This window comes from Pseudomonas sp. B21-031 (genome assembly GCF_024748985.1).
GTDB lineage: Bacteria > Pseudomonadota > Gammaproteobacteria > Pseudomonadales > Pseudomonadaceae > Aquipseudomonas > Aquipseudomonas kermanshahensis.
Genome location: NZ_CP087181.1, coordinates 1737869 through 1764330 on the forward strand (window position 1 = coordinate 1737869; position 26462 = coordinate 1764330).

The window sequence follows — 26462 nt, forward strand, 5'->3', positions numbered from 1 at the left end:
GCCAGATCCGTTTTGAATAAAGTTCATTCGCCGCCCATGCGTTATGACCCCCGCGAGCTCACCGACGAAGAGTTGGTGGCGCGTTCGCATGAGGAGCTGTACCACGTTACCCGCGCCTATGAGGAGCTCATGCGGCGCTACCAGCGGACCCTGTTCAACGTCTGTGCACGTTATTTGGGGAACGACCGGGATGCCGACGATGTCTGTCAGGAAGTGATGCTGAAAGTGCTGTACGGGCTGAAGAACTTCGAAGGCAAATCGAAGTTCAAGACCTGGCTCTACAGCATCACCTACAACGAGTGCATTACCCAGTACCGCAAGGAGCGACGCAAACGTCGGTTGATGGATGCCTTGAGTCTGGACCCTATTGAAGAGGCGTCCGAAGACAAGGCACCCAAACCCGAAGAAAAAGGCGGGCTGGACAAATGGCTCGTGCATGTGAACCCGATTGATCGGGAAATCCTGGTGCTGCGATTTGTCGCAGAGCTGGAATTTCAGGAAATCGCGGATATCATGCACATGGGCCTGAGCGCGACGAAAATGCGTTACAAGCGCGCGCTAGACAAGCTTCGAGAGAAATTTCACGGGCTGGATGAAACTTAAGCGCGTGCAATAATCTCTAACGAATCGGCGAGTTCTGCTAGACTAGCCGTCGAGTTGTCCCCCTTGTTGTTGGTGGGACTGCTTAACTATCACCAGATGGGGATTTAACGGATGAAATTGAAAAACACCTTGGGCTTGGCCATTGGCTCGCTCGTAGCCGCTACTTCGTTCGGCGTTCTGGCTCAAGGCCAAGGCGCAGTTGAAATCGAAGGTAACGTTACCAAGCAGTACTACGACAGCGAGCGTAACTTCAAGAACGACGGCACCAATCCTGGTGTTCGCCTCGGTTACTTCCTGACCGACGACGTCTCCCTGGACCTGGGCTACAACGAGACTCACAACGCTCGTGGTGAAGTCTTCAACAAAGACATCAAAGGTTCCAAAGCCAAGCTCGACGCTACCTACCACTTCGGTACCGTAGGCGATGCTCTGCGTCCGTACGTTTCCGCTGGTTTCGCTCACGAGAGCCTGGGCCAAGCTACCCGTAGCGGCCGCGACCACTCCACCTTCGCCAACGTTGGCGCTGGCGCCAAGTGGTACATCACCGACATGTTCTTCGCCCGTGCTGGCGTTGAAGCCATGTACAACATCGACAACGGCAACACCGAGTGGGGCCCATCCGTTGGTGTTGGTCTGAACTTCGGTGGCAGCGGTGGCAAAGTTGCTCCAGCTCCGGCTCCAGTAGCTGAAGTCTGCTCCGACAGCGACAACGACGGCGTGTGCGACAACGTCGACAAGTGCCCAGACACCCCGGCCAACGTTACCGTTGACGCCGACGGCTGCCCGGCTGTTGCCGAAGTCGTTCGTGTTGAGCTGGACGTCAAGTTCGACTTCGACAAGTCGGTCGTCAAGCCAAACAGCTACGGCGACATCAAGAACCTGGCTGACTTCATGAAGCAGTACCCACAAACCACCACCGTGGTTGAAGGTCACACTGACTCCGTAGGTCCAGACGCTTACAACCAGAAGCTGTCCGAGCGTCGTGCCAACGCTGTCAAGCAAGTCCTGACCCAGCAGTACGGCGTAGAATCCAGCCGTGTTGACTCGGTTGGCTACGGTGAGACCCGTCCGGTTGCTGACAACGCCACCGAAGAAGGTCGCGCTGTTAACCGTCGCGTTGAAGCGCAAGTAGAAGCCCAAGCCAAGTAATTGGTTCGATGCTTCATGAAAAACCCGGCCTCGGCCGGGTTTTTCTTTGCCTGCTATTTCATGGCCGCCGGCTAGCCAGCGGCTGACCATTCCATCAGCTGTGCCGGAGCAACCCCAACCACCTCGCCAATCACCAATATCGCCGGGCTGCACAGCCCGAACGCCCGCGCATCCTCAACCATCCCCTGCACATCACTGCGGCACTCACGCTGCTGCGGCAATGACGCATTCTCGATCATCGCCACCGGTATATGGGGCGCCATGCCGCCTTCCAGCAACCCCTGGCGAATCTGCTCCAGCCGCGCAACACCCATGTACACCACCAACGTCGTGCCGCCCTGCACCAGCGCCGCCCAGTTCAGTTCGCTGTCATCCTGGGTATGTGCGGTTACCAGCGTCACGCCGCGGCTCACCCCGCGTGACGTCAGTGATATGCCGCATTGCGTCGCCCCCGCCAAGCCTGCCGTGATGCCGTTGACCAGCTCGACCTCGATGCCATGGCTTTGCAGCCAGGCAGCTTCTTCGCCACCCCGGCCGAAGATGCACGGGTCGCCGCCTTTGAGCCGCACTACACAGCGTCCCTGGCGCGCATGGCGCAACATCAGGCGCTGGATGAAGGCCTGCGGCGTGGAGCGGCAGCCACCGCGCTTGCCCACAGCAATCACCCTTGCCTGTGGGCAATGCTCCAGCACGGCGGGGTTCACCAGGTCGTCGATCATCACCACCTGGGCGTGCTGCAGGGCGCGCACAGCCTTCAAGGTGAGCAGTTCGGGGTCACCAGGGCCGGCACCGACCAGCCAGACTTTTGCATTCATCAACGTTTCCTCATCGGTAAGGCGACTCAGCCCTTGAGCAGGGTGAGCAGCAGTATCAGGTTGCCCAGCAGGGACAGCAGGGCCAGGGTGCGCCAGACTTTCAGCGGTTCGCGCTCCAGCAAAGGCCGGGGGCGATGGGGCGCATCCTGGCGGTCGCCGCGTTCGAGCAGCAGCAACCAGTGTTCGGCTGTTTCAAAGCGGTGCGCCGGGTCGGCCGCCACTGCTTGCAGCAGGTTGTGCTGCAACCATTCCGGCAGGTCAGGGCGATAGCGCGAGGCATTGACCGGCTGGCCGAAGCGTGGCCGCTGGAATGGCTCCACTTCGCCATAGGGGTAGTGCCCGGTCAGCAGGTGGTAGAGCGTCACGCCGGCGGCATAGAGGTCTTGCCGCGGGCTGGGGGGCTGGCCTTCGAAGGCTTCCGGGGCGATGAAGGAGGGCGTGCCGGGCAGCTCGTGCTGCGGGTCTTCGGACAGGCCAGGGCAGTAGGCCAAACCGAAGTCCAGCAGGCGCAGTTGGCCATCGGCGCCCAGGTGCAGGTTTTCGGGTTTGATGTCGCGGTGTAGCAAGTTGCGCCGATGCAGCACGCCGACGGCTTGCAGCAGTTGACGGGCCATTTCCAGCCACTGCGCCAGCGGCAGCGGCCCGTGCTCGTTGAGCAGCGCCGAAAGGCTTTGGCCGGGGTATTCGCGCATCACGTAGTACAGGTGCTGGCGCTGGCTGGCGACGTGCAGTTCAGGGAAGTGCCGCCCGGCCACCCTGCGCAGGAACCACTCTTCCATCAGCAGCCCTTGTGCCGCCCCGGTCTCCTGTTCGCGGACGGCGGGCAGGGTCTTGAGCAGCCACGCGTGGCCGTGGCCGTCGCGTGCCCGGTACAGCAGGGATTGGCGGCTGTGCGAGAGCAGCGCCTCGATCTGCCAGCCATCGATCACCTGGCCTTCGCGAAGGGGGCCGGGCACAGGCCACTGCTGTAGCTGTGCCAAGGTATCGCCCAGGTTGGTCGGCCCCAGTTCTTCAACCTGCACCAACAAGGCGCTGGCGTTGTCCTGGCTGCCATTGAGGTGTGCGCTGGCAACCAGGGTATCGGCCGCCTGTTGCAGGTCGGGCTGCTCGCGCAAGACCGACTGGATGTGCTGGTCACCCAGGCTGGCCCAGACCCCATCGCTCAAGAGCACGAAGCACTCGCCTGCCTGCAGTTCGCCTTCCAGGTAATCGACCAGCAGGTGCTGGTCCAGCCCTAGCGCGCGTTTGAGCACATGCTGCATGCCCGGTTGATCCCATACGTGGTCTTCGCTCAAGCACTGCAGGCGGCCATGGTGCCAGCGGTAGACGCGGCAGTCGCCGACATGTGCCAGGGTAAAGCGCCGACCGCGCAGTACCAGTGCGCTGAGTGTGGTCAACAGCGGCTGGCCGCTGCCCTGAGCGCGCAGCCAGCGGTTTTGCGCCAGCAGCAGGCGGTCCAGCGCTTGTGCCACGCTCCAGGTGGCGGGGGTGGCGTAGTAGTCCAGTGCCAGCGCCTGCAAGCTGGCCCGTGCGGCCAGGCCGCCATCGGCGCATTGGCTGACACCGTCGGCGAGGGCGAACAGGTAACCCTTGCTGGCGGCCAGCTCCGGCGCCGGGGTGACCAGGCGCAGGGCATCCTGGTTTTCCGCGCGGGGCCCGGTGGCGCTGGCGTGGGCAAAGCTCAGTTGCAGGCTCATGGGGGCGCCTCAGACCCGTGCCGCGGTCACGGCAGCCGAGCCCCAGGTGGTGCGCCAGCGCTGCTTGACGCCATGCAGGCCGAACCAGGCCAGCAAGCCGAGGCTGGCGAACAGCCACAGCCCCAATTGATAGTCGCCGGTGTGTTGCTTGATGGTGCCAAGGCCCGCGGCCAGCAGGAAGCCGCCAATGCCGCCGGCCATGCCGATCAGCCCGGTCATCACCCCGATTTCCTGGCGGAAACGTTGCGGCACCAACTGGAACACAGCGCCATTGCCAGCGCCCAGGCCGAGCATGGCGCTGACGAACAGCGCCAGCGCCGCCGCCGCGCTGGGCAAGTTGAAGCCTACGGCCGCGATGCAGATGGCGGCCACGCTGTACATGCCCAACAGGGTGCGAATGCCGCCAAAGCGATCGGCCAGGGCGCCGCCGAGCGGGCGCATCAGGCTGCCGGCAAACACGCAGGCGGCAGTGTAGTAGCCAGCGATAACCGGGCTCAGGCCATACTGGTCGCTGAAGTAGCCGGGCAGGGCACTGGCCAGGCCGATGAAGCCGCCGAAGGTAACGCTGTAGAAGAACATGAACCACCAGCTGTCGCGGTCACCGAGGGCCTTGAGGTAGTCGGCCATGGCTTTGCGCTTGGGCCGCTCGGGCGCGTTGCGCGCCAGCAGCGCGAACACCACCAGGGTCAGCGACAGCGGGATCAGGGCGAAGCCGAACACGTTGTTCCAGCCAAAGCCTGCAGCCAAGGCCGGTGCCAGCAAAGCGGCGAACACCGTGCCGGAGTTGCCGGCCCCGGCGATGCCCATGGCCTTGCCTTGGTGCTGCGGCGGGTACCACTGCGAAGCCAGCGGCAGCGAAACCGCGAACGAGGCGCCGGCAAAGCCCAGGAACACCCCCAGCAGCAAGGCCTGTTCATAGCTGTGCACGCCCAGGTACCAAGCGCCAGCCAGGGCGACGATGACGATCACCTGGCCGATCAGGCCGGCGGTCTTGGGCGAAAGGCGGTCAACCAGCAGCCCCATGGCAAAGCGCAGTATTGCGCCGGCCAGGATCGGCGTGGCCACCATCAGGCCCCGTTGCTGTGCACTCAGTTGCAGGTCGGCAGCGATTTGCACCGCCAGCGGGCCGAGCAGGTACCAGACCATAAAGCTCAGGTCGAAATACAGGAACGCGGCGAACAGCGTGGGCACATGCCCGGATTTCCAGAAGCTGGTACTCATTGAACACCTCACTCGGCAAAGCAACGGAACGAAAAAGACGCCGCTACCCGGTCCACGGTTGTGGATGGGTGAGCGACGTCTTTGTCGGGATTTAAGTGGGGCAACCGCCGTTGGCTACCGGTGATGTTTGTTCAGCAAGAGATGGGCCAACATTGCTGCGGCCGCTTCGCAGATGACCCTGCTGTCATTGAACGACACATAACTGATTCATTTAGCAGAGCCATGTGGGAGCCGGCTTGCCGGCGATCACCGGCAAAGCCGGTGCCATACACCGTGGCGCCTGCATCGCCGGCAAGCCGGCTCCCACAGGTTTGAAGGCTCGCTTACGATCTTTGTTCTCGCGCGACAGCACAGCCCAAAGGGCTATGTCTTCTCAGCCCAGCATCTCGTGCATGGCGATGATCTGCTCGGCCACCTGGATCAGCTTCTGCTGGCGGCTCATGGCCTGGCGGCGCATCAGGGTGTAGGCCTGCTCTTCGTTGCAGTCTTTCATCTTCATCAGCAGGCCCTTGGCCTGTTCGATCCGCTTGCGTTCGGCCAGTTGCTGGTCACGCGCCAGCAACTGCGCCCTAAGGGCCTGGTCGCTCTCGAAGCGGGCCATGGCCACATCCAGAATCGGCTGCAAACGCGCAGCATGAATGCCCTCGACGATATAGGCGCTGACCCCCGCCTGGATCGCCTGGCGCATTACGCCGGGGTCATGTTCGTCGGTAAACAGCACGATGGGCCGCGGTCGGTCGCGGCTGACCAGTACCACGTGTTCCATCACGTCGCGGTCCGGTGCGTCGGTATCGATCAACACGACGTCCGGATGCACCGTTTCGACGCAGGCGGGCAAATCGATGGTCAGACCAGGGGCTTCGATCACGTCGAAACCGGCCTCGCTCAAGGCGGCCTTGAGCCGGCCCAGTTTGTTTTGAGTGTCGTCGATCAGCAGGATACGCAGCATGTTCATCCCCCTCACAGGCCAACGCGGGCTTCGGGTGTGTCGCCCAAGGCGTGCAGGCTGAAGCTGCGGGCATAGCCGTAGGGGTCGCTGCCGTCCCAGCGGGTACCGTCGATCAGCAGGCTGCTTCGCATCGGTTGCTCAAGGCACGCTATGCCTAGGGCGTCTGCCGCTTCGTGGTAAAGCGCCAGTTGCTGGACCTGGCTGGCCACGCCGAGGTAGTCGGGGTCGTCTCGCAATAGTCCCCAGCGGCGGAACTGGGTCATGAACCACATGCCGTCGGACAAATACGGCAGGTTGGCCCGGCCCTGGTCGAACAGGCGCAAAGCGTGGGGGTCTTGCCACTGGTTGCCCAGCCCGTCTTGGTAGTCACCCAGCAGGCGGGGCTCGACAGTGCTCGTCGGCGTGTCCAGGTAAGCACTGCCGCTGAGCAACTGTGCTGTGCTGCGGCGGTTCTCAGGGCTTTGCTCAATGAAGCGGCTGGCTGCGAGTATCGCCTTGATCAGGGCACGGGCGCTGTTGGGGTATTGCTCGGCGAAGGCGCGGGCGCAAGCGAGCACCTTCTCCGGGTGGTCTGGCCAGATCGACTGGCTGGTTGCCAGGGTAAAGCCCTGGCCCTTGGCGACGGCATCCGCCGCCCAAGGTTCGCCTGCACAAAACCCGTCGATGCGGCCAGCCTGGATATGTGCGGCCATCTGCGCGGGCGGCACCACCACGCTGTCGACATCGCGCAGCGGGTGGATGCCCTGGCTCGCCAGCCAGTAGTACAACCACATGGCGTGGGTGCCGGTGGGGAAAGTCTGGGCAAAGGTCAGGCGTGCGCCATGCTGGTGCACCAGCCGCGCCAATGCCTCAGGGCTGGTCACGCCCTTGCGTTGCAGGGCGGGCGATAGGTTGATGGCCTGGGCATTCTGGTTCAGCCCCATGAGCACGGCCATGTCGCTGGCGGGCACACCGCCAATGCCCAGGTGCACGGCATACGCCAGGCCATACAGGCAGTGCGCGGCATCCAGCTCGCCGCTGACCAGTTTGTCGCGCAGCCCCGCCCAAGAGCCCTGGCGCTTTAGGTTGAGGGTCAGGCCGTGTTGCTGGGCAAAGCCCTGGGTGGCGGCGACCACGACCGAGGCGCAGTCGGTCAGGGCCATGAAGCCAATGTTCAGGCTGGGCTTTTCCGGTGCGTCGCTGCCGTTGACCCAGGCCAGGGGCGTTGCTCGGGTTGCTGTGTTCACAAGGATCCTCGCCCGTACTGAAAAGGCAGTGTGCGGTGAGCGAAGCAACGCATGTGCCAATCGGCCCTAGGATTTACTGTCATGCCAGCCGTGCGCTGGCTATAATCGCCCCCTCATTCACCCCGAGCCTTGCCCGCCCATGTATACCCTGGCCCGCCAGCTGCTGTTCAAGCTTTCCCCGGAAACCTCCCACGACCTGTCCCTGGACCTGATCGGTGCCGGTGGCCGTCTCGGCCTCAACGGCATGCTGTGCAAACAGCCGGCAGCGTTGCCGGTGTCGGTCATGGGCTTGAACTTTGCCAACCCGGTGGGCCTCGCCGCTGGCCTGGACAAGAACGGCGCGGCAATCGATGGCTTCGCCCAACTGGGCTTCGGCTTCGTCGAGATCGGTACCGTCACACCGCGCCCGCAACCCGGCAACCCGAAGCCGCGGATTTTCCGTCTGCCAGAGGCAACGGCAATCATCAACCGCATGGGCTTCAACAACCTGGGCGTCGATCACCTGCTCGAGCGCGTGCGGGCATCGCGTTACAACGGCGTACTGGGCATCAACATCGGCAAAAACTTCGACACCCCGGTCGAGCGGGCGGTCGATGACTACCTGATCTGCCTGGACAAGGTCTATACCGAAGCCACCTACATCACAGTCAACGTCAGCTCGCCGAACACACCGGGCCTGCGCAGCCTGCAGTTTGGCGACTCGCTGAAGCAGTTGCTCGATGCCTTGGCCGAGCGCCGTGAGCATTTGGCGGTCACGCACGGCAAGCGCGTGCCGTTGGCGATCAAGATTGCCCCTGACATGAGCGACGAAGAAACCGCACTGGTGGCTGCTGCGCTGATGGAATCGGGCATGGACGCGGTGATCGCTACCAACACCACCCTGAGCCGCGAAGGCGTCGAGCACTTGCCTTATGGCGGCGAAGCCGGTGGTTTGTCGGGGGCGCCGGTGCTTGAGAAGAGCACCCACACGGTGAAGGTGTTGGCCGGTGAGCTGGGCGGCAAGTTGCCGATCATTGCGGCGGGTGGCATTACCGAGGGGCGTCACGCCGCCGAGAAAATCGCTGCGGGTGCCAGCCTGGTACAGATTTACTCGGGCTTCATTTATAAGGGGCCGGCGCTGATTCGCGAATCGGTCGATGCGATTGCCGCTCTGCCTCGCGCTTAAGTCGCGGGCATAAAAAGGGCCCCATCAAGGGGCCCCTGGGCCGAAGCCCGCCGCCCGGATGGGGCGCGCATGGTGACTCGAATTCAGTGTCCTCGTTCAGCCAAAGGCGTGATTTTCGGAGAGCCTGTGGATGCCAGCGATGCCTGTTTCACCGGCGCACCTCGCATCGAAACCTTCTCGCCAGCCGTTGTTCCAGTTGAATTGTTTTTCACCCTCGTAGGGGCAAAGCTCCTTGGATTTACCGGCGATTCCGTATAGGAAACCACGTTTGTATGCTCTTTCCAACGGATCACGCTTAAGTCTTCTCATAGGGTGCTGCCCTCACTTGTTGACTGTAATGTCCCGTCGGCCTCTCCGAGGCCGGGCAGAATCGTTCTGCCGGTATGCGCTCGCTGCCGGCGTGGCGAGCGGAAGGTGCCGCCTCGTTGCGAAGCGGCCTGAGACCAGTTCTAACGAATGCGCGTCACAGTGTGAATGATCGATTTGTCATAAGGACGTAACGTTTCTAAGGGTGAAGGGATAAGTAAATAAATGCGACTCAACCTTATTTGTCGCTGAGCCCGCAATGATCGGGGTTTGCCGATCATTGACGTCATTTCGCCAGCGTCGCTGCGCCATGACAGAATTATTTTGAAATGCGACGAAGGGTCACATCGGCCCCTGCATCGCTCGAATTTTTAATGCTGCCTGATGATCTAAGCTGTCTTTGCCCCTGGCGAAGTGCTGGTCGGTCAGGCGGCCCGGTCCTTGCGCTGCGCAATTGCGCGCAGGCAATGGCCACTCGGATGCCTGCTGGAAGGGTGTTCGGGCAAACATCGCGGGGCGATGCGTCGCCTCGTCAGTCAAATAGCCTAAGGCTCTGGAATACTCATGTCGGACCGTTTCGAAATTTACCTCACCTGCCCCAAAGGCCTGGAAGGCCTGCTCGCTGAAGAGGCCAAGGGCCTCGGCCTCGATGAAGTGCGTGAGCACACCTCGGCCATTCGCGGCGCCGCCGACATGGAAACCGCCTATCGCCTGTGCCTGTGGTCGCGCCTGGCGAACCGGGTGTTGCTGGTGCTCAAGCGCTTCAACATGAAGAACGCCGACGACCTCTACGACGGCGTCAACGCGGTTGACTGGGCAGACCACCTGGCGGCCGACGGCACCCTTGCGGTGGAATTCAGTGGCCATGGCTCGGGCATCGACAACACCCACTTCGGCGCGCTCAAGGTCAAGGACGCCATCGTCGACAAGCTGCGCAACCGTGAAGGCCTGCGCCCGTCGGTGGAAAAGATCGACCCCGATGTGCGCGTGCACCTGCGCCTGGACCGTGGCGAGGCGATTCTCTCGCTCGACCTGTCTGGCCACAGCCTGCACCAGCGCGGCTATCGCCTGCAGCAAGGCGCCGCGCCCCTCAAGGAAAACCTTGCGGCAGCCGTGCTGATCCGCGCCGGCTGGCCACGCATCGCTGCTGAGGGCGGCGCCCTGGCCGACCCGATGTGTGGTGTGGGTACCTTCCTTGTTGAAGCCGCCATGATTGCCGCCGACATCGCCCCTAACCTCAAGCGCGAACGCTGGGGCTTCAGCGCCTGGCTTGGCCATGTGCCAGCCCTGTGGCGCAAGGTTCACGACGAGGCGCAAGCGCGTGCGCAGGCCGGCTTGGCCAAGCCACCGCTGTGGATCCGTGGCTACGAGGCCGACCCGCGGTTGATCCAGCCGGGGCGCAACAACGTCGAGCGCGCGGGCCTGAGCGACTGGGTCAAGATCTACCAGGGCGAGGTCAGCACCTTCGAGCCGCGGCCTGACCAGAACCAGAAAGGCCTGGTGATCAGCAACCCGCCATACGGCGAGCGTCTGGGTGACGAAGCCAGCCTGTTGTACCTCTACCAGAACCTTGGCGAGCGTCTGCGCCAAGCGTGCATGGGCTGGGAAGCCGCGGTGTTCACCGGGGCGCCGGAGCTGGGCAAGCGCATGGGCATTCGTAGCCACAAGCAATACGCCTTCTGGAACGGTGCATTGCCGTGCAAGCTGCTGTTGTTCAAGGTGCAGCCTGACCAGTTCGTGACTGGCGAGCGCCGTGACGCCCAGGCTGAACCCACCGATGCCCGTCGTCAGGAGCCGCAGGCCAGCGAACCGGCGCGTTTGTCGGAAGGCGCGCAGATGTTCGCCAACCGCCTGCAGAAGAACCTCAAGCAACTGGGCAAGTGGGCCCGTCGCGAGCAGGTCGACTGCTACCGCCTGTACGATGCCGACATGCCCGAGTACGCCCTCGCAGTCGACCTTTACCACGACTGGGTGCACGTGCAGGAGTACGCCGCGCCCCGTTCGATCGACCCGGAAAAGGCCCAGGCGCGCCTGCTCGATGCACTGGCAGCGATCCCGCAGGCGTTGGGTATTTCCCCTCAGCGCGTGGTGCTCAAGCGCCGTGAGCGGCAGAGCGGCACCCGCCAGTACGAGCGCCAAGCCACCGAGGGGCGCTTCCAGGAAGTCAATGAAGGCGGCGTCAAGCTGCTGGTCAACCTCACCGACTACCTCGACACTGGCTTGTTCCTCGACCATCGCCCGATGCGCATGCGCATCCAGCGCGAAGCCGCCGGCAAGCACTTCCTCAACCTCTTCTGCTACACCGCCACGGCCACCGTGCATGCGGCCAAGGGCGGTGCTCGCAGTACCACCAGTGTCGACCTGTCGAAAACCTACCTGGACTGGGCGCGGCGCAACCTTGCGCTCAACGGCTTCTCCGAGCGTAACCGCCTGGAGCAGGGCGATGTGATGGCCTGGCTGGACGCCAACCGTGACAGCTATGACTTGATCTTCATCGACCCGCCGACCTTCTCCAACTCCAAGCGCATGGAAGGGGTGTTCGACGTTCAGCGCGACCATGTGCAACTGCTCGACCTGGCGATGGCGCGCCTGGCGCCAGGCGGCGTGCTGTATTTCTCCAACAACTTCCGCAAGTTCCAGCTCGATGAGCACCTGATGGCGCGCTACGCGGTGGAGGAAATCAGCGCCCAGACCCTGGACCCGGACTTCGCCCGCAACAACCGCATCCACCGGGCGTGGCGCCTGCAACTGCGCTGAGGCGACGAGGTACATTGCGTAGCTAGTGGCCAATAGCTATAACTGATGCCAGGGCAAGATAATCCGCAGGACGCTGACGTGACGAGATGGGTGTATGTCCAAGTTTGGCGTGCGTGCGAGGTTACTTGGCCTGTGCACGGAAGGCGTGTCCGCGTGGGCGGTGGCGCTGGTAGCGTTGGTGGCCGGCTGCCTGTTGTCGGCCGTCCTGGCCCTTGCCGCGCAGGCGTTCTACAAACAGCAGCTGCGCCAGCGCTTCGAGTTGCTGGCCAGCGAGCGCTTCAGCCGCATCGCTGAGCGCTTTGACGATCAGCAGCAGCGCCTGGACGGGCTGCGGCGGTTCTTCAGTTTCTCCAACGAGGTTACCCCCCGCGAATTCGAGGGCTATGCACGGCCTTTGTTGCGCCGCACCCTGGCGTACGCTTGGGCGCCGCGGGTAGAGGCCGCGCAGCGCGCCGAATTCGAGCACAGCACCGCTACCTGGTTGGGCCAGGACTATGTGATCCGCGATCAGGATGCGCAGGGCGCTTGGCAACCTGCGCCCCTGCGTGATCACTACTTTCCTGTGCGCTTCACCCAGTCGACAGACGCGCCCGCGCTCCCTTACGGGCTTGACCTGGCTGGCAAAGGTGCGCGGCAAGCCACCCTGGCGCGGGCGTTGGAACCTGGCAGCATGGCGGTGTCGGAACCCCTGGCCATGCTGGAGACTGGTGCCGTTCGGCCGGCGGCGGATGCACGCGGCCTGTTGATGGTGGCACCGGTGTTCTCCGACGCAGCCCCGCAAGGCGCGGCGGTGGGCTATGTGATGGCGTTGCTCAACTTGCGCGATCTCATCAGCGATGGCCTGCCAGCGGCAACCGATGACAACCTGGTCGTGCGCATCGAAGACCCTTCCGGGCTGAAGGGGCCGGAAGTGGTGTTCGACTCACGGAATGAGGCCGCGCCCCTGGCCCTGGCCCTGGCCAGCAGCCAGTTGCTATACCTGGCCGATCACCCTTTCCAATTGCTTATCCGGCCGAGCCAGGCCTTTCTGAAGGCCAATCATTCTTCGGCGGCACTGACCGTCGGCCTGTTGGGTGGGCTGTTGAGCGTGCTGCTCAGTGCCTTGCTCTACAACCTGTTCAGCCAGCGCCAGCGCGCCTTGACCCTGGTCGAGCAGCGCACGGCCGAGCTGCGGGTCAGCGAACAGTCCTTGCGCGGTACGCACAACCAGCTGCGCAGCGTGCTGGATGCAGCGACCCAGGTGGCGATCATCGCCACCAACCTCAAGGGGGTGGTCAGCACCTTCAATGCCGGTGCCGAGCGCATGCTCGGCTACTCGGCCAACGAGGCGATCGGCCATTTGCGCCTCGAGGACCTGGTGTTGCCCGACGAGCTCAGCCAGCGCGCCCACGCCTTGAGCCTGCGATACAGGCGTCACATCGCCGGCGGCCAGGCCATGTTTGCCGAAACGGTGCAGGAAAGGGGTGAAGAGCCAGGCGAGTGGACCTTGGTACGCACCGATGGCAGTCACCTTGTCGCCAACATGCTGGTCACCGCCATGCTCGATGAACAAGGCCTGTGGGTTGGCTACCTGGCCATCTGCATCGACGTCACCGAGCGGCGCCGGGTACACGAGGCGCTGGCCGCACGTGACCGGCTGCTGGAAAAGCTCAGTGCCGAAGTGCCGGGCGGCATCTACCAGTACCGCCTGGATGCCAATGGCCATTCCTGTTTCCCGTATGCCAGCAAAGGCCTTTACGACATTTATGAGGTCGACCTGCAGCAGTTGCGTGAGGATGCCACGGTGGTGTTCGAGCGCATTCATCCCGATGACCTGGAGCGCGTGCGCCGTTCGGTGGGCTATTCAGCCGTCCACCTTACGCCGTGGCGCGAGGAATACCGGGTGTGCCTGCCGCAGGCGGGGTTGCGCTGGGTGCGTGGTGAGGCGACCCCGGAGGTGGGTGAGGCGGGGTGTACCCTGTGGCATGGCTACCTGACCGACATCTCCGACCTCAAGGGGGTGGAGGAGGAGTTGCGTGCCCTGTCGGTGACCGACTCACTGACCGGTATCCATAACCGGCGCTATTTCCAGGAGCGGCTCAAGGCCGAGCTGGACCGCGCCCAGCGCGATGGCCTGGCGCTGGCGGTGATCATGCTCGATATCGACCACTTCAAGCGCATCAACGACCAGTTCGGCCATGCCGTGGGCGACCTGGTGCTGCGCAGCCTGTGCCAGCGCATCGGCCATCGCCTGCGGCGGACCGACGTGTTCTGCCGGTTGGGTGGGGAAGAGTTCATGGTGCTGTGCCCGGGCAGCGATGCCGAGCAGGCGCGGTTGCTGGCGCTTGAGCTGTGGCAAAGCGTGCGCAACGTCCCGATTGAGGGCGTGGGCGAGGTGACGGCGAGCTTTGGTGTGGCGGGCTGGCGGCCAGGGGAGGGGGCGGATGCGTTGCTGTTGCGGGCGGATGCCGGGGTGTATGCGGCCAAGCAGGCAGGACGGGACCGGGTCGAAGCGGAGTTGACCTGAGCGCCAACTCAGCAGGGACCCTGTGGGAGCGGGCTTGCCCGCGAAGCATGCGCCTTCGCGGGCAAGCCCGCTCCCACAGTAATTGCGTCAGCTTTTAGAAGCTGGGCCAGACAGTTGGCCCCACAGAAAGCGTGCTGACCTTTCGCCTACACAGCAATCACTGTGCGGCTGCCGCAGCGCTCGCACCCAGCTTCGGCTGGCGATACAGGTCCAGTAGCACCTGGTCCAGCACCTGCGATGCGCCCCACGGTTTCGGGTCGTTCAAAATCGCCGCCACTGCCCAGGTATGCCCGTTGCTGTCGCGGCTGAACCCCGCGATGGCGCGCACGGTGTTCAGCGTACCGGTCTTGATGTGGCCTTCACCGGTCATTGCCGTGCGCTTCAGGCGCTTGCGCATGGTGCCGTCCATACCCACCAGCGGCATGGAGCTGATGAACTCGGCGGAGTAGGGGCTCTTCCAGGCGGCCTGGAGCAGCGCCGCCATCTCGCGGGTGCTGACGCGCTCGGCGCGCGACAGGCCGGAGCCGTTTTCCATCACCAGGTGTGGCGCGGTGATGCCTTTTTTCGCCAACCATTGGCGCACCACACGTTGCGCCGCACGGGCGTCATCGCCATCGGCATCGGTACGGAACTGCGCGCCCAGGCTAAGGAACAGCTGCTGGGCCATGGTGTTGTTGCTGTACTTGTTGATGTCGCGGATCACTTCCACCAGGTCAGGCGAGAAGGCCCGTGCCAGCAGGCGTGCGCTCTTGGGGACGTTCTCGACGCGGTCGCTGCCCTGAATGCTGCCACCCAGCTCGTTCCAGATCGCCCGCACGGCACCGGCGGCGTAGGCCGGGTGATCGAGCAGCGACAGGTAGGTCTGCGAGTTGCAGCCATCACCCAGCTGGCCGCTGACCACCACACTGACACCGTCGGCCTGTTGCACAGGGTTGTAGCGCACGTCACCGGTGCACTGCTTGGACGCCACGGCCTTGACCTGGTTGTCGATGCGAATGTTGGCAATCGGCGGTTCGACCGCGATCGTCACCTTGCCGCCATCGTTGCGGGCAACGAAGCGCAGTGCCTTGAGGTTGACCAGCAGCGAGTCGGGTTTGACCAGGAACGGCTTGTTGACGTCACCGCCGTCATCGTTGAACTGCGGCAGGTTAGGCTGTACGAAGTGGCTACGGTCCAGCACCAGGTCACCGGTGATGGTGCGCACGCCGTTGGCGCGCAGGTCACGCATCAGCAGCCACAGTTTTTCCATGTTCAGCTTCGGGTCGCCGCCACCTTTGAGGTAGAGGTTGCCGTTGAGCACACCGTTGCTCAGGGTGCCGTCGGTGTAGAACTCGGTTTTCCACTGGAAGGTCGGGCCGAGCAGTTCCAGGGCCGCGTAGGTGGTGACCAGCTTCATGGTCGAGGCCGGGTTCACCGACACATCGGCATTGAACACCGTCGCCGCGCCAGGCCCATCCAGCGGCAGCATCACCAGCGACAGGGCGGTGTCCTGCAGTTTGTTGGCTTTCAGCGCCTGCTGCACCTTGGGCGGCAGGCTGGTATTGACGGCGGCGGCCTGGCTGGGCAAGGCGAAGGGCAGGAGCAGGCCGGCGAGAACGAGAGGACGGAGCGTTTTGATCATATTCAGTAAATACCCTGCGGCGAGGGAAAAGGACATTGGGGCTGTAAGAGATGATGGCCCCAGAACGTAATAGAACGCGCATTATGCCCCAAGCGTAGCCACGATGGGCCACGTTCGACGGAAAACGCCACCCACAAAAAAGGCCACCGCAAAGGGTGGCCTTTTCAGCGTTCAAGCCGCTGGGTACCGCGCAGGTATCACTCAGCCGCGTTGATCGGCTTGTCCGGATACCAGGCGTCGAGCAGTGGGCTGACTTCGATCTTGGTCAGTTCGCCACGGCCTTTGAGCCAGGCTTCGACGGCAGCGCGTTGTTCTTCGCTGACCGAACCGCGTTTGGCCGAGCACACCAGGCCGAAATCGTCACCGCCTACGTAGTCGAGGCCATTGGCGTCCATGGCTTCTTCCAGGAAGGCATCGAGGAATGCATCGATTGCCTGGTCATCCAGATCTTCCTTGAAGTCCAGGTTCAGCTCGAAGCCCAATTCCTGAAACTCGTCGACACACAGCTTTTTGCGCAGGCGACGGGAGCGGTTAGTGGCCATGAAACAATCCTCTTAGGTAATATCGCCGCGCAGTCTACCAGCTTCGGCGTTTGGCTGCCTTCCTGATTCAACTTCGTCGGTACCTGCAAGCTCTCCAGCCAGGCCCATTTCCACGCGGCGCATGTGCCGCGCCAGCGCCTGACGCCTTAGCTGCCGTTGCGGGGTTGTTAAACCAATGTTCTCCAGTGCTTCGCACGCCGCCATCAGCTGCGTGGCTTCCAGCAGGCGCGCGGCACTGAGAACCTTGTGCGCCTGGTCGGCAACGGCGGCGGCGTCTTCGGGGGGCAGGTCCATCAAGATCATCAGGTCGGTACGCAGGCTCTGGTGCAGCGCCGTGAGAAAACGCTTGCGGTCCTTTGGGTCCGCCCCGACGATTGCGCCCAGGCCATTCAGATCAAAGGGCTTGCGCCGCCACGGCTGCCGGCCCTGCGGCTTGATGCCAGCCAGGTGCTGGCTGAGCGTAGTTAGGCTGATGGGTTTGAGCAGGCAGTCATCCATGCCGGCATCCAGGCACTTGCGCATGACCTCGGGTTGCGCGTTGGCGGTATAGCCGAGGATGGTGCAGCGCGGTCGCCCGCGTTGCCGTTCTTCGGCACGTACCGCACTGGCCAGCTGATAGCCGTTCATGTGCGGCATGTTGCAGTCGAGCACCAGCACATCGAAGGTACCGGCACGCCAGCTGCTCAGGCCTTCGCGGCCATCCCTGGCGCATGTATGGCCAAGGCCCAGGTAGCCCAGCTGCTGGGCCATCAACTGCAGGTTGGCGGGGTGGTCGTCGATCACCAGCACATTCAAGCGAGGATCGGGCACGTCGACGTTCTCGATAACCGGCATCCCGACCGATACGGCGCTGACGGTTTGCAAAGGCATCTTAAGGCGAACCTGGGTGCCGACATCCTCCAGGCTTTTGATCGTCAAGGTGCCGCCCATCATGTCGCACAGGTTTCGGCAAATGGCCAACCCAAGGCCGGTACCCGCACGGGCGCCTGGGCTGTGGGGGTTGGCCTGGATGAAGGGGTTGAACAGGCGCTGCAGGTCATCGGCGTGAATGCCGATGCCGCTGTCACGCACCTCCAGTTCGAGCGTCGGGGAGGAGGGCGTACCTTCGTCCTGCAAACAGACGCAGATGCGCACCTGGCCATGCTCGGTAAACTTGATGGCGTTGTTGACCAGGTTGGACAGCACCTGCTTGAAGCGCAGCGGGTCGAGCAATGCATGGCAGCGGGCCGACGGCTCGATGATCACCTCCAGCGCCAGGCCTTTTTGCCGTGCCTGGCCATCGAAGATGCGCCCCACCGACTCGACCAGTGCCGCCAGGTCGACCGGTTCTGGCGCGAGTGACAGGTGCCCGGATTCGATGCGCACGATGTCGAGGATATCGCCAATCAGCCCCAGCAGGTCCTTGGCCGAGTGATGGGCCAGCTCCAGCGCAGAGCGGTCCACCCGCCCTTGGTCGGCGCGTTTGACGGCCAGCTCCAGCATGCCGATGACCGCGTTCATCGGGGTGCGAATTTCATGGCTGATGGTCGCCAGGAAGGTGCTCTTGGCACGGTTCGCATCCTCGGCTTGCTGCTTGGCCTGGCGCAGCTCCAGCACCAGCTGGCGACGGTCGCTGATATCGATCCAGCCGCCGATGATGCCTTGTACTTCGCCCAGCGAGTCACGGTACGGCAGTATCCAGTGGTAGATGGTCATTTCCCGGCCTTTGACCCGCAACGGGCGATCGATGATCAGCGGGGTGCCTGCCGCCATGACCTTCAGGTAGTCAGCGTGGATCTGGCGGGTCTGCTCGCGGTCAGCGAACAGGCTTTCTTCCAGGCGCTTGCCTATGACTTCCTCGTTACAGGCCTGTACAGCCTCCAGGTAACTGTCGTTGCAGCTTTGCAGGCAGCCCTCACGGTCACGCACATACATGGGGTGGGGGGTGCCGTTGAGCAGCGCGCGCATGAACGCCAGTTGGTCGTTCAATGCCCGCTCGGCGCTTTGCCGCTGCCTGATCTGCAGGCGCAGGCGGGCATTCCAGATCAGTGCCATCAGTAACAGAAGCGCTGTGCCCAGCAGCACTTGCCAGGCAAGCCGGCGAAAATTCTGCCAGGTGCTGTCGTCGTGCAAGCCGTAACCACGCCATCGGTTATTGATCACCCCCAGCTCTTCTGGCGAAATGCTCATCAGCGCTTTGTCGAGAATCGAAACCAGTGTGGGCGACTGGTCGCTGGCTGCCATGGCGTAGCTGGCAGGCTCGCTGCCAACCGTGGTGCGTATGACCAGGTCGGGGTTGGCGGCCACGGCATGGTTGGCATCGATCAAGGTGGTGATCACGGCATCGACAGCGCCGCTTTTGAGCAAGGCCATGGAATAGAAGGTGCTCTCGGTTTCGATCCGGCCAATGCGCGGATAGCGCGTGGAGAGCAAGACGTCCATTGCGCTGTATCGGGTAATCGCGACACGTCGGTCCCTCAGTTGTTCCAGGGAGGCGAATTGCCCCTTGTCAGCGAGGCTGACCAGCACATAGACGCTGTCCAGGTAGGGTCGGCTGATTTGCAGGGTCTGCTTGGCTACGCCATCGGTGGTGAGCGCCGCAATCACATCCGCTCGGCCGTCTTCGAGCCGGGCGACCATGTCGGCGATACCGCTGGCGCGCTGTACCTCGAAGCGCAGGCCGGTGCGCAGGCGGATGAGCTCCAGCAGGTCGGCGGTGATGCCCCTGAAATAGCCTGAACTGTCGAAGAAGGACACCGGGGCTGCTGTGTCGTCGATCGCCACGCGCATGACCGGGTGGTGTTGCAGCCAGATTTCTTCAGTCTCCGTCAGTTGCAGCTTGCGGTCGGTCAACAGCAGGTCGCTGCCCGCACTCCAGCGCTTGAAGATGCTGGTGCGCAAGGTGGCGGGCTGGCTGTCGAGTGTGGCGTTCACCAGCTCCATCAGCAGCGTGTCCTGCTGGCGCACGGCGAAGCTGAAGCCGATGGCTTCGTGTTTGCTGAAATTGGCAATGCGCAGGCCAGGCAGGTGGCCGCGGTTGAGTTGATAGTGGGTGGAGATGGTGTCGCCGATGAACACGTCGGCCTGGCCGAATGCCACGGCATTCAAGGCTTGGGAAGATGAGCCGAACGCCAGCAGATGGGCTTTCGGGTAGGCGCTGCCAACCTCCTGTCTTGGCAGGTAGTGGTAAAGCATGCCCAGGCGCATGTCTTCCAGGCCCATGTCCAGTGCGCGGCCTTCGTTTTCACGGGTGACCAGCACCGGCTGGTCAACCGCATAAGGGTGCGAAAGTGCCAGGCCGTCCGTGGTTGCCTCATAGCCATTCGCACTGCCGAGCAGGTCGATGTCGCCGCGTTTGAGTGCTTCCACGGCAGCCTGCCGGTTTGAAAAGCGCAGCACCCGTACCGGCAACTGCAAGGCGAGGCCGATCAGGTTGGCATATTCGGCGGTGAGGCCTTGGTAGTCACGCCCGCCACTGGTGATGTCGAAAGGTGGGTAGTCGGGTGCTGAGGTGCCCAGCACCAGCTCGTGACGGCTTTCGAGCCACTGGTGTTGTTGGGGCGTGAGCGAAAGCGGAGCTGGCGTTGCCGGTGAGCGTGCCAGCAGCGCGTAGGCAGAAGCGCTGTGGTGGTTGGCCTGGGCCCCACCGCTGAACAGCGCCAGGGCAAGTAACAGCCGGGCGAGAAGGCGCGCCATGAAAACCCTCAGACCAGTGCGTTGCGTTTGGCCATTTCGATCAGATCCACCAAAGTGTCGACCTGGAGTTTGTGCATCAGGCGCTTCTTGTAGGTGCTGACCGTCTTGTTGCTAAGGAACATGCCCTTGGCGATTTCCTTGTTGCTTCGGCCTTGAGCGAAGAGTTGCAAGACCATCAATTCACGGTCATTGACCTGTCGGAAAAGTTGCAGGTCTGCATTGACCGTCTGATTGTGTTTGATGGCCTGGCTGGGGAAATAGTTATACCCAGCCAGCACGGCTTTGATTGCACTGAGCAGTTCGCTAAGGTCTTCTTGTTTGCATACATAGCCTGCAGCGCCCGAGTGCATGCAGCGCACGGCGAACAACGCCGGGGACTGGGCGGTCAATACCAGCACCTTCAGTGGCAGGGACATGGCCTGGAACCGGGAAAGTACCTCTAGCCCGTCTAGCTTGGGGATGCTGATGTCGAGGATGACCAGGTCGGGTGTGGTCTCTCGAATCATCTGCATGGCATCTACGCCATTGTCCGATTCGCCGACGATCTTGTAGTTCTGATTCTCCAGCAACATACGGACGGCCAGACGGATAACGGGGTGGTCGTCGACTATAAATACGGAATGCATGTTCAACTTCCCTGCGGGCGAGTGAGGGTGACGGCTGGCACCTTATCCCAGTTGGAAGTCATCGGGCATGCGAGGAAGGGCTATTAGCCCTATATGGGAAATGGCTTACAAGATAAAACAAATCGGGCTACGCAATGAGCGCATTAAACTCAATGTCAAACCTTGTTTGGTAACTTTTCGTTGATTGTTATTCGTGGTGTTTAATCAGTGACGGGCATGGGTAGGAAGTTTCCTAGGTAGGCAGGTGCAGCAAGCGCGTGCGCGCAGGCTGCACCTGCCTGGCTCAGGTCGGGCTGGAGCGCCCGGTCATTTCGCGGGCCATTTCGCTGGCATAGCTGTCGGTCATTCCGGCGATGAAGTCGATCATGCGCAGGAACGCGCTGTGCAATGACCCGTGGGGGTCCGGTGCATTGTTGCCGATCAGGTCGAGTACACGGCGGCTCTTGAACGAGGGTGTGCGGCCGCCGTGCTGTTCGAGGGCCGCGCCGCAGAAGGTGTTGAGGAGGATCTCGAGCGTGGTGTAGGCGCCGATCTCGTGCAGGGTCTTGCGTTTATCCTGGAAGATCTTGTTGCGCGCCATGTCCTTGGCTTGCAGCACGCAGTGCTTGGCCGGGCCGTGCATGTGCTCGACCAGGTCGCCGCTCAGGTGCCCGCCAAGCAGTGCCGTTTGCTGCTCGACGAAGGCGCGGGCGGCGGCGTTGGTCAGGTGTTCGATGGCCTTGCCGCGCAAGATCGCCAGCTTGCGCCGGCGCGAATCGCGGGGGCCGAGTTGGCGATAGGTCTCCGGCAGGTCGTCGCCGACCAGGTCGAGCAGCAGCGCCTCGACTTCCGCATACTGCAGCAACTCCATTTCCACGCCGTCTTCCAGGTCGATCAGCGCGTAGCAGATGTCATCTGCGGCCTCCATCAAGTAGACCAGAGGGTGGCGTGCCCAGCGCTGATGTTCCAGTTGTGGCAGGCCGAGCTTGCGGGCGATCTGTTCGAGCAGTGGCAGTTCGCTCTGGTAGCTGCCGAACTTGTGTTTCTTGTAGCCCAGGGCATCGGCGTGACGGGCGCTCCAGGGGTACTTCAAGTAAGTGCCGAGGGTGGCGTAGGTCAGCCGGGTACCGCCATCGAACTGGTGATACTCCAGTTGGGTGAGGACGCGAAAGCCTTGGGCATTGCCTTCGAAGTTGAGGAAATCGGCACGCTCGTCGTCGCTCATGTCGTCCAGCCAGCCACGCCCTGCTGCCTGCTGGAACCAGTGGCGGATGGCGTCTTCGCCGGAATGGCCGAAGGGTGGGTTGCCGATGTCGTGGGCCAGGCAGGCCGATTGCACGATCATCCCCAGGTCACTGGGCTCGCACCAGTCCGGCAGGCTGTCACGCAAGGTTTCGCCCACCCGCATGCCGAGCGAGCGGCCGACGCAGCTGACTTCCAGTGAGTGGGTCAGGCGCGTGTGGATATGGTCGTTGCTGGAGACCGGGTGTACTTGGGTCTTGCGCCCAAGCCGGCGGAAGGCGCCGGAGAAGATGATTCGGTCGTGGTCTTTGTGGAAGGGGCTGCGCCCGAGTTCTTCGGGGCTATACAGGGCTTTGCCCAGGCGTTCGCGGGTCAGCAGGGTATGCCAGTCCAAGGCTCGATCTCCTGTCGGTCGATGGGCATAGCTTCCTGTGTCGAGAGGCACCATGCAAGCTGAAGGTTGACGCGGTTTCTTGTAGGAGCAGCCTTGTGCTGCGAAGAGGCCGGTGTGGGCTGCAGATATCTGCTTTGACTGCACCGGCCTCTTCGCAGCACAAGGCTGCTCCTACAAGGGGCGTATTGAGGGCTAAACGTCAGGGTCGCCGGCCATTTTGCAGGTACAGCCGGACCAGCGGCAGCAAGCTGCTGCCCAAGCGCACCAGCCGTGTCAGGTTGCCACTGCGTACGCCCTTGCCGGTCAAAAAGCCCAAGGCGACCACGGCGCCAATCCCCCACAGCGGGGCGTGCTTGATGCCAAGCCCCCCGTGCAGCGAACTGCCCATGCCACGTATGCGCTGCAGCGGTTCGAGCAGTTGCCCCGACTCATGGCGGATTTCCTGGCGGTGCATCTCCATGCGCAGGCGCAGCAACGCTTTGCGCAGTTCGCGTGGGTTACGGGTGTTGGGCAGTTCAGGCAGGCTCATGGCAACAGGCGCTCCCGGTCCTTGGCGAGTTCTTCAAGGGTCGCGCCGAAAGGCGACGACTCGTCGAACACTGCCGCTTTCAAACGCAACCCGCAATACAGCGCGGCCAAACCATAGAACACGCACAGACCGATGATTCCCGCCAGGCGATAACTGTCCCACAGCAGCACCAACAGCAACCCTGACAGCGCTGTCAGCAAGAGCAGGGCGAACACCAGGGCCAGGCCTGCGAACAGCAGCAAGCTCAAGGTGCGGCCTTTCTGTTCCTGCAGCTCGATCCCGAACAGTTCGATGTGGCTGTGCAGCAGCCCGAGCATGGCTGCGCCCAGGCGCTTGCCCGAAGCGCTGGTGCCGATGGCGTCATTCTCCATGGGTGACCTCTCAGCGCCTGGCCAGCAGGCCGATCAACAGACCGACGCCTGCGGCAATGCCGATGGCCTGCCACGGGTTCTCCTGAACGTACTGCTCAGCGCTGCCGAGGGCCGCCTGGCCACGGTCGCGCACCGATTCCTGGGTCAACTGCAGGGTTTCGCGGGCTTGGGTCAGGCGGTCGTGGATCTGCTCGCGCAATTCATCCGCTTGGTCGCCGGCCAGGTTCGCCGTGTCGGCAAGCAGCTTCTCGGTATCGCGGACCAGGGCCTGGAAGTCAGCCATCAATATCTCTTGCGCAGTCTTTGCCGATTTGCTGGCCATGGGGTCTCTCCCTGTCGATGTGTGATGGTAGTTCGAGTAATAGCACGCGCGGAAGGTTCAAGTGCCTGTGCTGGTATGGGCTTTGCTAAGTCTTTGCCACGTTGCGGGGCGCTACCGGCGGGCATTGCGCCGATTCAGGGCGCCCTGGGTGACGTGTACCGTTAAACCTTAACCCAATCCACGACAAACCCAAGAAAAAACCACGCAGGCCTCGCCCAAGTCATCTGATGGGGCAGGGGGCTGGCACCGATTCGGTGCAGGGATGCAGGTTCTTGAACTGTCCTGGTGCCTTTTCAGCAGGTCTGCCTATTTCATGGAACACATGCACAGCGCGATGGACTCTCTGGTCCACGGTTCGAATACCCTGTTCATCCTCATGGGCGCCATTCTGGTGCTGGCCATGCATGCTGGCTTCGCTTTTCTCGAAGTGGGCACCGTGCGGCACAAGAACCAGGTCAATGCGTTGTCGAAGATTCTCAGCGACTTCGCCATCTCGGCGCTGGTGTACTTCTTCATCGGCTACTGGATCGCCTACGGCGTGAACTTTTTCCAGCCGGCGACGGCACTGGCGGCCGACCATGGTTATGCGCTGGTCAAATGCTTCTTTCTGCTGACGTTCGCGGCGGCCATCCCGGCGATCATCTCTGGAGGGATTGCCGAGCGGGCGCGTTTTGTCCCGCAGCTGTGTGCCACGGCGTTGATCGTGGCATTTGTCTACCCGTTCTTCGAGGGCGTGGTGTGGAACGGCAACCTGGGCGTGCAGGCTTGGCTGCAAGCACGCTTTGGCGCGCCGTTCCATGACTTTGCCGGCTCCGTCGTGGTGCATGCCATGGGCGGCTGGCTGGCGCTGGCCGCCGTGGTGCTGTTGGGGGCCCGGCGCGGGCGTTACCGCGATGGGCGCCTGGTGGCCTTCGCACCGTCGAGCATTCCGTTTCTGGCGCTGGGGTCGTGGATCCTGATCATTGGCTGGTTCGGCTTCAATGTCATGAGCGCCCAGACCTTGCAGGGGGTCAGCGGCCTGGTGGCGATCAACTCGTTGCTGGCCATGGTCGGGGGTACCCTGGCGGCGCTGCTGGCCGGGCGTAACGACCCAGGCTTCTTGCATAACGGGCCGCTGGCCGGGCTGGTGGCGATTTGTGCTGGCTCCGACCTGATGCACCCGATTGGCGCGCTGGCCACCGGCCTGGTGGCCGGGGTGCTGTTCGTCTGGAGTTTTACCGCGGCGCAGAACCGCTGGAAAATCGACGACGTGCTCGGCGTGTGGCCGTTGCACGGCCTGTGTGGCGTGTGGGGTGGCATTGCCTGCGGCGTGTTCGGCCAGGCGGCGCTGGGCGGTATGGGGGGCGTCAGCCTGGTCAGCCAATTGCTGGGCAGCTTGATGGGTGTACTGGTGGCATTGCTGGGGGGCTTTACCATCTATGGTGCAATCCGCGCAGTGCACGGCTTGCGCTTGAGCCACGAGCAGGAATTCCAGGGCGCGGACCTGTCACTGCACCGCATCGGTGCAACCAGTCAGGATTGAGCGAGGTCAGGTGCGCGCAGGGCGGTACAGACCTAGAATAGGCTTTTCCAAAGCCAAACCGAGACCCGCCCCATGCTGCCTGAATGCCAACTGTTCGGCACCCTCGGCTGCCACCTGTGCGAAGTGGCCGAGGCCGTGCTGATGCCTTTCGTCGACCATGGCCTGTTGGTGGAACTGGTCGACATTGCCGATAACGAAACCATGGTCGAGCGCTACGGCTTGATCATTCCCGTGCTGCGGCGGTGTGACACCGGCGCTGAGCTGCACTGGCCGTTCGATGCCGAGCAAGTGGTGGCGTTTCTCGCACCATGAAGGCTTCTGGGGGATGATTTCCTCACGCCATGGTTAAGCGTGCAGGTCGATGATCGGGTGCCGGCGCACTGCTGCCGGTGTCCTTACACTGTCATCGAGAATTCCACCATGTTCATCACCCCTCATTTCACCCTTGATGAAATGACCGTTTCACAGATTGCCGCAAGGGAAGGGCTCGACAACACCCCAACGCCCGAGGCACTGGCCAATTTGCAGGTGCTGTGTGGCGCACTTGAAACGATACGCGCGCTGTTTGGTGCACCGGTAATCGTCAGCAGCGGGTATCGCAGCAGTGCACTCAACCAGCGTATCGGCGGCTCACCGAAGAGTCAGCACGTTCAGGGCCTGGCTGCCGACTTCACGGTGATAGACGTCAGCCCTCGGGATACGGTACGCAAGATCTGCGACAGCGACGTGCCTTTCGACCAGTTGATCCTGGAGTTCGACCGGTGGGTGCATCTGTCCGTGGTCAATGGCGCCCCACGGCGCCAAGTGCTGACCATTCGTGAGGGCACGGGGTACCTGCCGGGGCTGCAATGAGCCGAGGGTGAATTGACGACGGCGAGGGCAAGTCCGTATGCTGTATATAAATACAGTATACGAGGTAAAGCCATGCTCAACGTCGAGCAACTCAAGTACAGCGTCAACCGCATGCCCGTTGAGCGGGTGTGCGACGCCGTTCTGGAACTGCGCCTCGAGGGCCTGGTGACCGATGACCGCACACCGTTCGGCAAGGTCCACTTCAACACTTGTTTTGCCGAAATCGAGGCCTTGTTCCAGCGTGCCGGCTACCACCGTGGGCTGGATGTGGTGGGTTATCAGGGGTTGTTGTATGCCTTGTATGACCCCGGCCGCTGGGAGGCGGTGCAGGTGCTGCGCTGGTTGAAGGAGCGCAGCGAGGCGCGGGATCAGGCTGGTTGAGGTGGCGGGCAT

At 62.7% G+C, this 26462-nt stretch carries 23 protein-coding genes; 9 read left to right on the forward strand and 14 right to left on the reverse strand.

Annotated elements, in window-relative coordinates; translation table 11 throughout:
• The first annotated feature begins 36 nt into the window (after positions 1-36).
• Both sigX and LOY53_RS07855 read left to right on the forward strand, forming a co-directional pair.
• A complete protein-coding gene (gene sigX, locus LOY53_RS07850) occupies positions 37-603 on the forward strand; it encodes an RNA polymerase sigma factor SigX (RefSeq protein WP_033694384.1) in 567 nt (188 codons plus the stop codon).
• A 111-nt stretch (positions 604-714) separates the two neighbouring features.
• On the forward strand, positions 715-1752 hold the full coding sequence (locus tag LOY53_RS07855) for an OmpA family protein (protein WP_027596670.1): 1038 nt from the start codon (positions 715-717) through the stop codon (positions 1750-1752).
• A 71-nt stretch (positions 1753-1823) separates the two neighbouring features.
• Here LOY53_RS07855 and cobA read toward each other — a convergent pair whose 3' ends face one another.
• The 5 genes from cobA to LOY53_RS07880 all read right to left on the reverse strand — a co-directional run bounded on the left by cobA (position 1824) and on the right by LOY53_RS07880 (position 7660).
• Positions 1824-2567, reverse strand: coding sequence for a uroporphyrinogen-III C-methyltransferase (cobA, locus tag LOY53_RS07860; RefSeq protein ID WP_258703821.1), 744 nt, complete (start codon positions 2565-2567; stop codon positions 1824-1826).
• Positions 2568-2593: 26 nt separating this feature from the next.
• The gene (locus LOY53_RS07865; RefSeq protein ID WP_258703822.1) at positions 2594-4264 is read right to left on the reverse strand and encodes a bifunctional protein-serine/threonine kinase/phosphatase; all 1671 of its coding nucleotides are present in this window, start codon (positions 4262-4264) and stop codon (positions 2594-2596) included.
• A gap of 9 nt (positions 4265-4273) precedes the next feature.
• On the reverse strand, positions 4274-5485 hold the full coding sequence (locus LOY53_RS07870) for a NarK/NasA family nitrate transporter (RefSeq protein WP_258703823.1): 1212 nt from the start codon (positions 5483-5485) through the stop codon (positions 4274-4276).
• Positions 5486-5858: 373 nt separating this feature from the next.
• The gene (locus LOY53_RS07875; protein WP_258703824.1) at positions 5859-6434 is read right to left on the reverse strand and encodes an ANTAR domain-containing response regulator; all 576 of its coding nucleotides are present in this window, start codon (positions 6432-6434) and stop codon (positions 5859-5861) included.
• Positions 6435-6445: 11 nt separating this feature from the next.
• Positions 6446-7660, reverse strand: a complete 1215-nt coding sequence (locus LOY53_RS07880) for a CmpA/NrtA family ABC transporter substrate-binding protein (RefSeq protein WP_258703825.1) — start codon at positions 7658-7660, stop codon at positions 6446-6448.
• 139 nt (positions 7661-7799) lie between these two features.
• Between LOY53_RS07880 and LOY53_RS07885 the strand changes: the two genes are divergently transcribed.
• The gene (locus tag LOY53_RS07885; RefSeq protein ID WP_252827177.1) at positions 7800-8825 is read left to right on the forward strand and encodes a quinone-dependent dihydroorotate dehydrogenase; all 1026 of its coding nucleotides are present in this window, start codon (positions 7800-7802) and stop codon (positions 8823-8825) included.
• Positions 8826-8921: 96 nt separating this feature from the next.
• On the opposite strand, the gene rmf is transcribed toward LOY53_RS07885, so the two are convergent.
• Positions 8922-9134 (reverse strand): ribosome modulation factor, encoded by a 213-nt coding sequence (rmf, locus tag LOY53_RS07890; protein WP_186682375.1) that lies wholly within the window; start codon positions 9132-9134, stop codon positions 8922-8924.
• Between the two features lie 561 nt (positions 9135-9695).
• Here rmf and rlmKL point away from each other — a divergent pair.
• Both rlmKL and LOY53_RS07900 read left to right on the forward strand, forming a co-directional pair.
• Positions 9696-11888 carry a bifunctional 23S rRNA (guanine(2069)-N(7))-methyltransferase RlmK/23S rRNA (guanine(2445)-N(2))-methyltransferase RlmL gene (rlmKL, locus tag LOY53_RS07895; RefSeq protein ID WP_027596663.1) on the forward strand — a complete coding sequence of 731 codons (2193 nt, stop codon included), beginning with the start codon at positions 9696-9698 and terminating at the stop codon, positions 11886-11888.
• A gap of 94 nt (positions 11889-11982) precedes the next feature.
• Positions 11983-14394, forward strand: coding sequence for a diguanylate cyclase (locus LOY53_RS07900; protein WP_258703826.1), 2412 nt, complete (start codon positions 11983-11985; stop codon positions 14392-14394).
• A gap of 157 nt (positions 14395-14551) precedes the next feature.
• Here LOY53_RS07900 and dacB read toward each other — a convergent pair whose 3' ends face one another.
• The 8 genes from dacB to LOY53_RS07940 all read right to left on the reverse strand — a co-directional run bounded on the left by dacB (position 14552) and on the right by LOY53_RS07940 (position 23695).
• Positions 14552-16015, reverse strand: a complete 1464-nt coding sequence (dacB, locus tag LOY53_RS07905) for a D-alanyl-D-alanine carboxypeptidase/D-alanyl-D-alanine-endopeptidase (RefSeq protein WP_238214640.1) — start codon at positions 16013-16015, stop codon at positions 14552-14554.
• 197 nt (positions 16016-16212) lie between these two features.
• Positions 16213-16557: a YggL family protein gene (locus tag LOY53_RS07910; protein ID WP_027596660.1), complete on the reverse strand. Its 345-nt coding sequence runs from the start codon at positions 16555-16557 to the stop codon at positions 16213-16215.
• Between the two features lie 12 nt (positions 16558-16569).
• The gene (locus LOY53_RS07915; RefSeq protein ID WP_252827180.1) at positions 16570-20232 is read right to left on the reverse strand and encodes an ATP-binding protein; all 3663 of its coding nucleotides are present in this window, start codon (positions 20230-20232) and stop codon (positions 16570-16572) included.
• Between the two features lie 8 nt (positions 20233-20240).
• Complete coding sequence (locus tag LOY53_RS07920; RefSeq protein WP_027596659.1) at positions 20241-20858, reverse strand: response regulator transcription factor; 618 nt, start codon at positions 20856-20858, stop codon at positions 20241-20243.
• 283 nt (positions 20859-21141) lie between these two features.
• The gene (locus LOY53_RS07925) at positions 21142-22473 is read right to left on the reverse strand and encodes a deoxyguanosinetriphosphate triphosphohydrolase (protein ID WP_099453365.1); all 1332 of its coding nucleotides are present in this window, start codon (positions 22471-22473) and stop codon (positions 21142-21144) included.
• A 199-nt stretch (positions 22474-22672) separates the two neighbouring features.
• Positions 22673-23002, reverse strand: a complete 330-nt coding sequence (locus tag LOY53_RS07930) for a hypothetical protein (RefSeq protein WP_099453366.1) — start codon at positions 23000-23002, stop codon at positions 22673-22675.
• Positions 22999-23373 (reverse strand): phage holin family protein, encoded by a 375-nt coding sequence (locus LOY53_RS07935; RefSeq protein ID WP_027596656.1) that lies wholly within the window; start codon positions 23371-23373, stop codon positions 22999-23001. Before LOY53_RS07935 ends, LOY53_RS07930 begins: the two co-directional genes overlap by 4 nt.
• 10 nt (positions 23374-23383) lie before the next feature.
• Positions 23384-23695, reverse strand: coding sequence for a YqjD family protein (locus LOY53_RS07940; protein ID WP_027596655.1), 312 nt, complete (start codon positions 23693-23695; stop codon positions 23384-23386).
• A 313-nt stretch (positions 23696-24008) separates the two neighbouring features.
• On the opposite strand from LOY53_RS07940, the gene LOY53_RS07945 reads away from it, so the two are divergent.
• From LOY53_RS07945 to LOY53_RS07960, 4 genes are all read left to right on the forward strand, one after another.
• A complete protein-coding gene (locus LOY53_RS07945; RefSeq protein WP_027596654.1) occupies positions 24009-25217 on the forward strand; it encodes an ammonium transporter in 1209 nt (402 codons plus the stop codon).
• Positions 25218-25289: 72 nt separating this feature from the next.
• Positions 25290-25529: a glutaredoxin family protein gene (locus LOY53_RS07950; protein ID WP_099453367.1), complete on the forward strand. Its 240-nt coding sequence runs from the start codon at positions 25290-25292 to the stop codon at positions 25527-25529.
• A gap of 108 nt (positions 25530-25637) precedes the next feature.
• Positions 25638-26069 carry a D-Ala-D-Ala carboxypeptidase family metallohydrolase gene (locus LOY53_RS07955; protein WP_252827182.1) on the forward strand — a complete coding sequence of 144 codons (432 nt, stop codon included), beginning with the start codon at positions 25638-25640 and terminating at the stop codon, positions 26067-26069.
• A 72-nt stretch (positions 26070-26141) separates the two neighbouring features.
• Entirely contained in the window at positions 26142-26450 is a 309-nt protein-coding gene (locus LOY53_RS07960; RefSeq protein ID WP_027596652.1) for a hypothetical protein, read from the forward strand.
• Positions 26451-26462 lie beyond the last annotated feature (12 nt).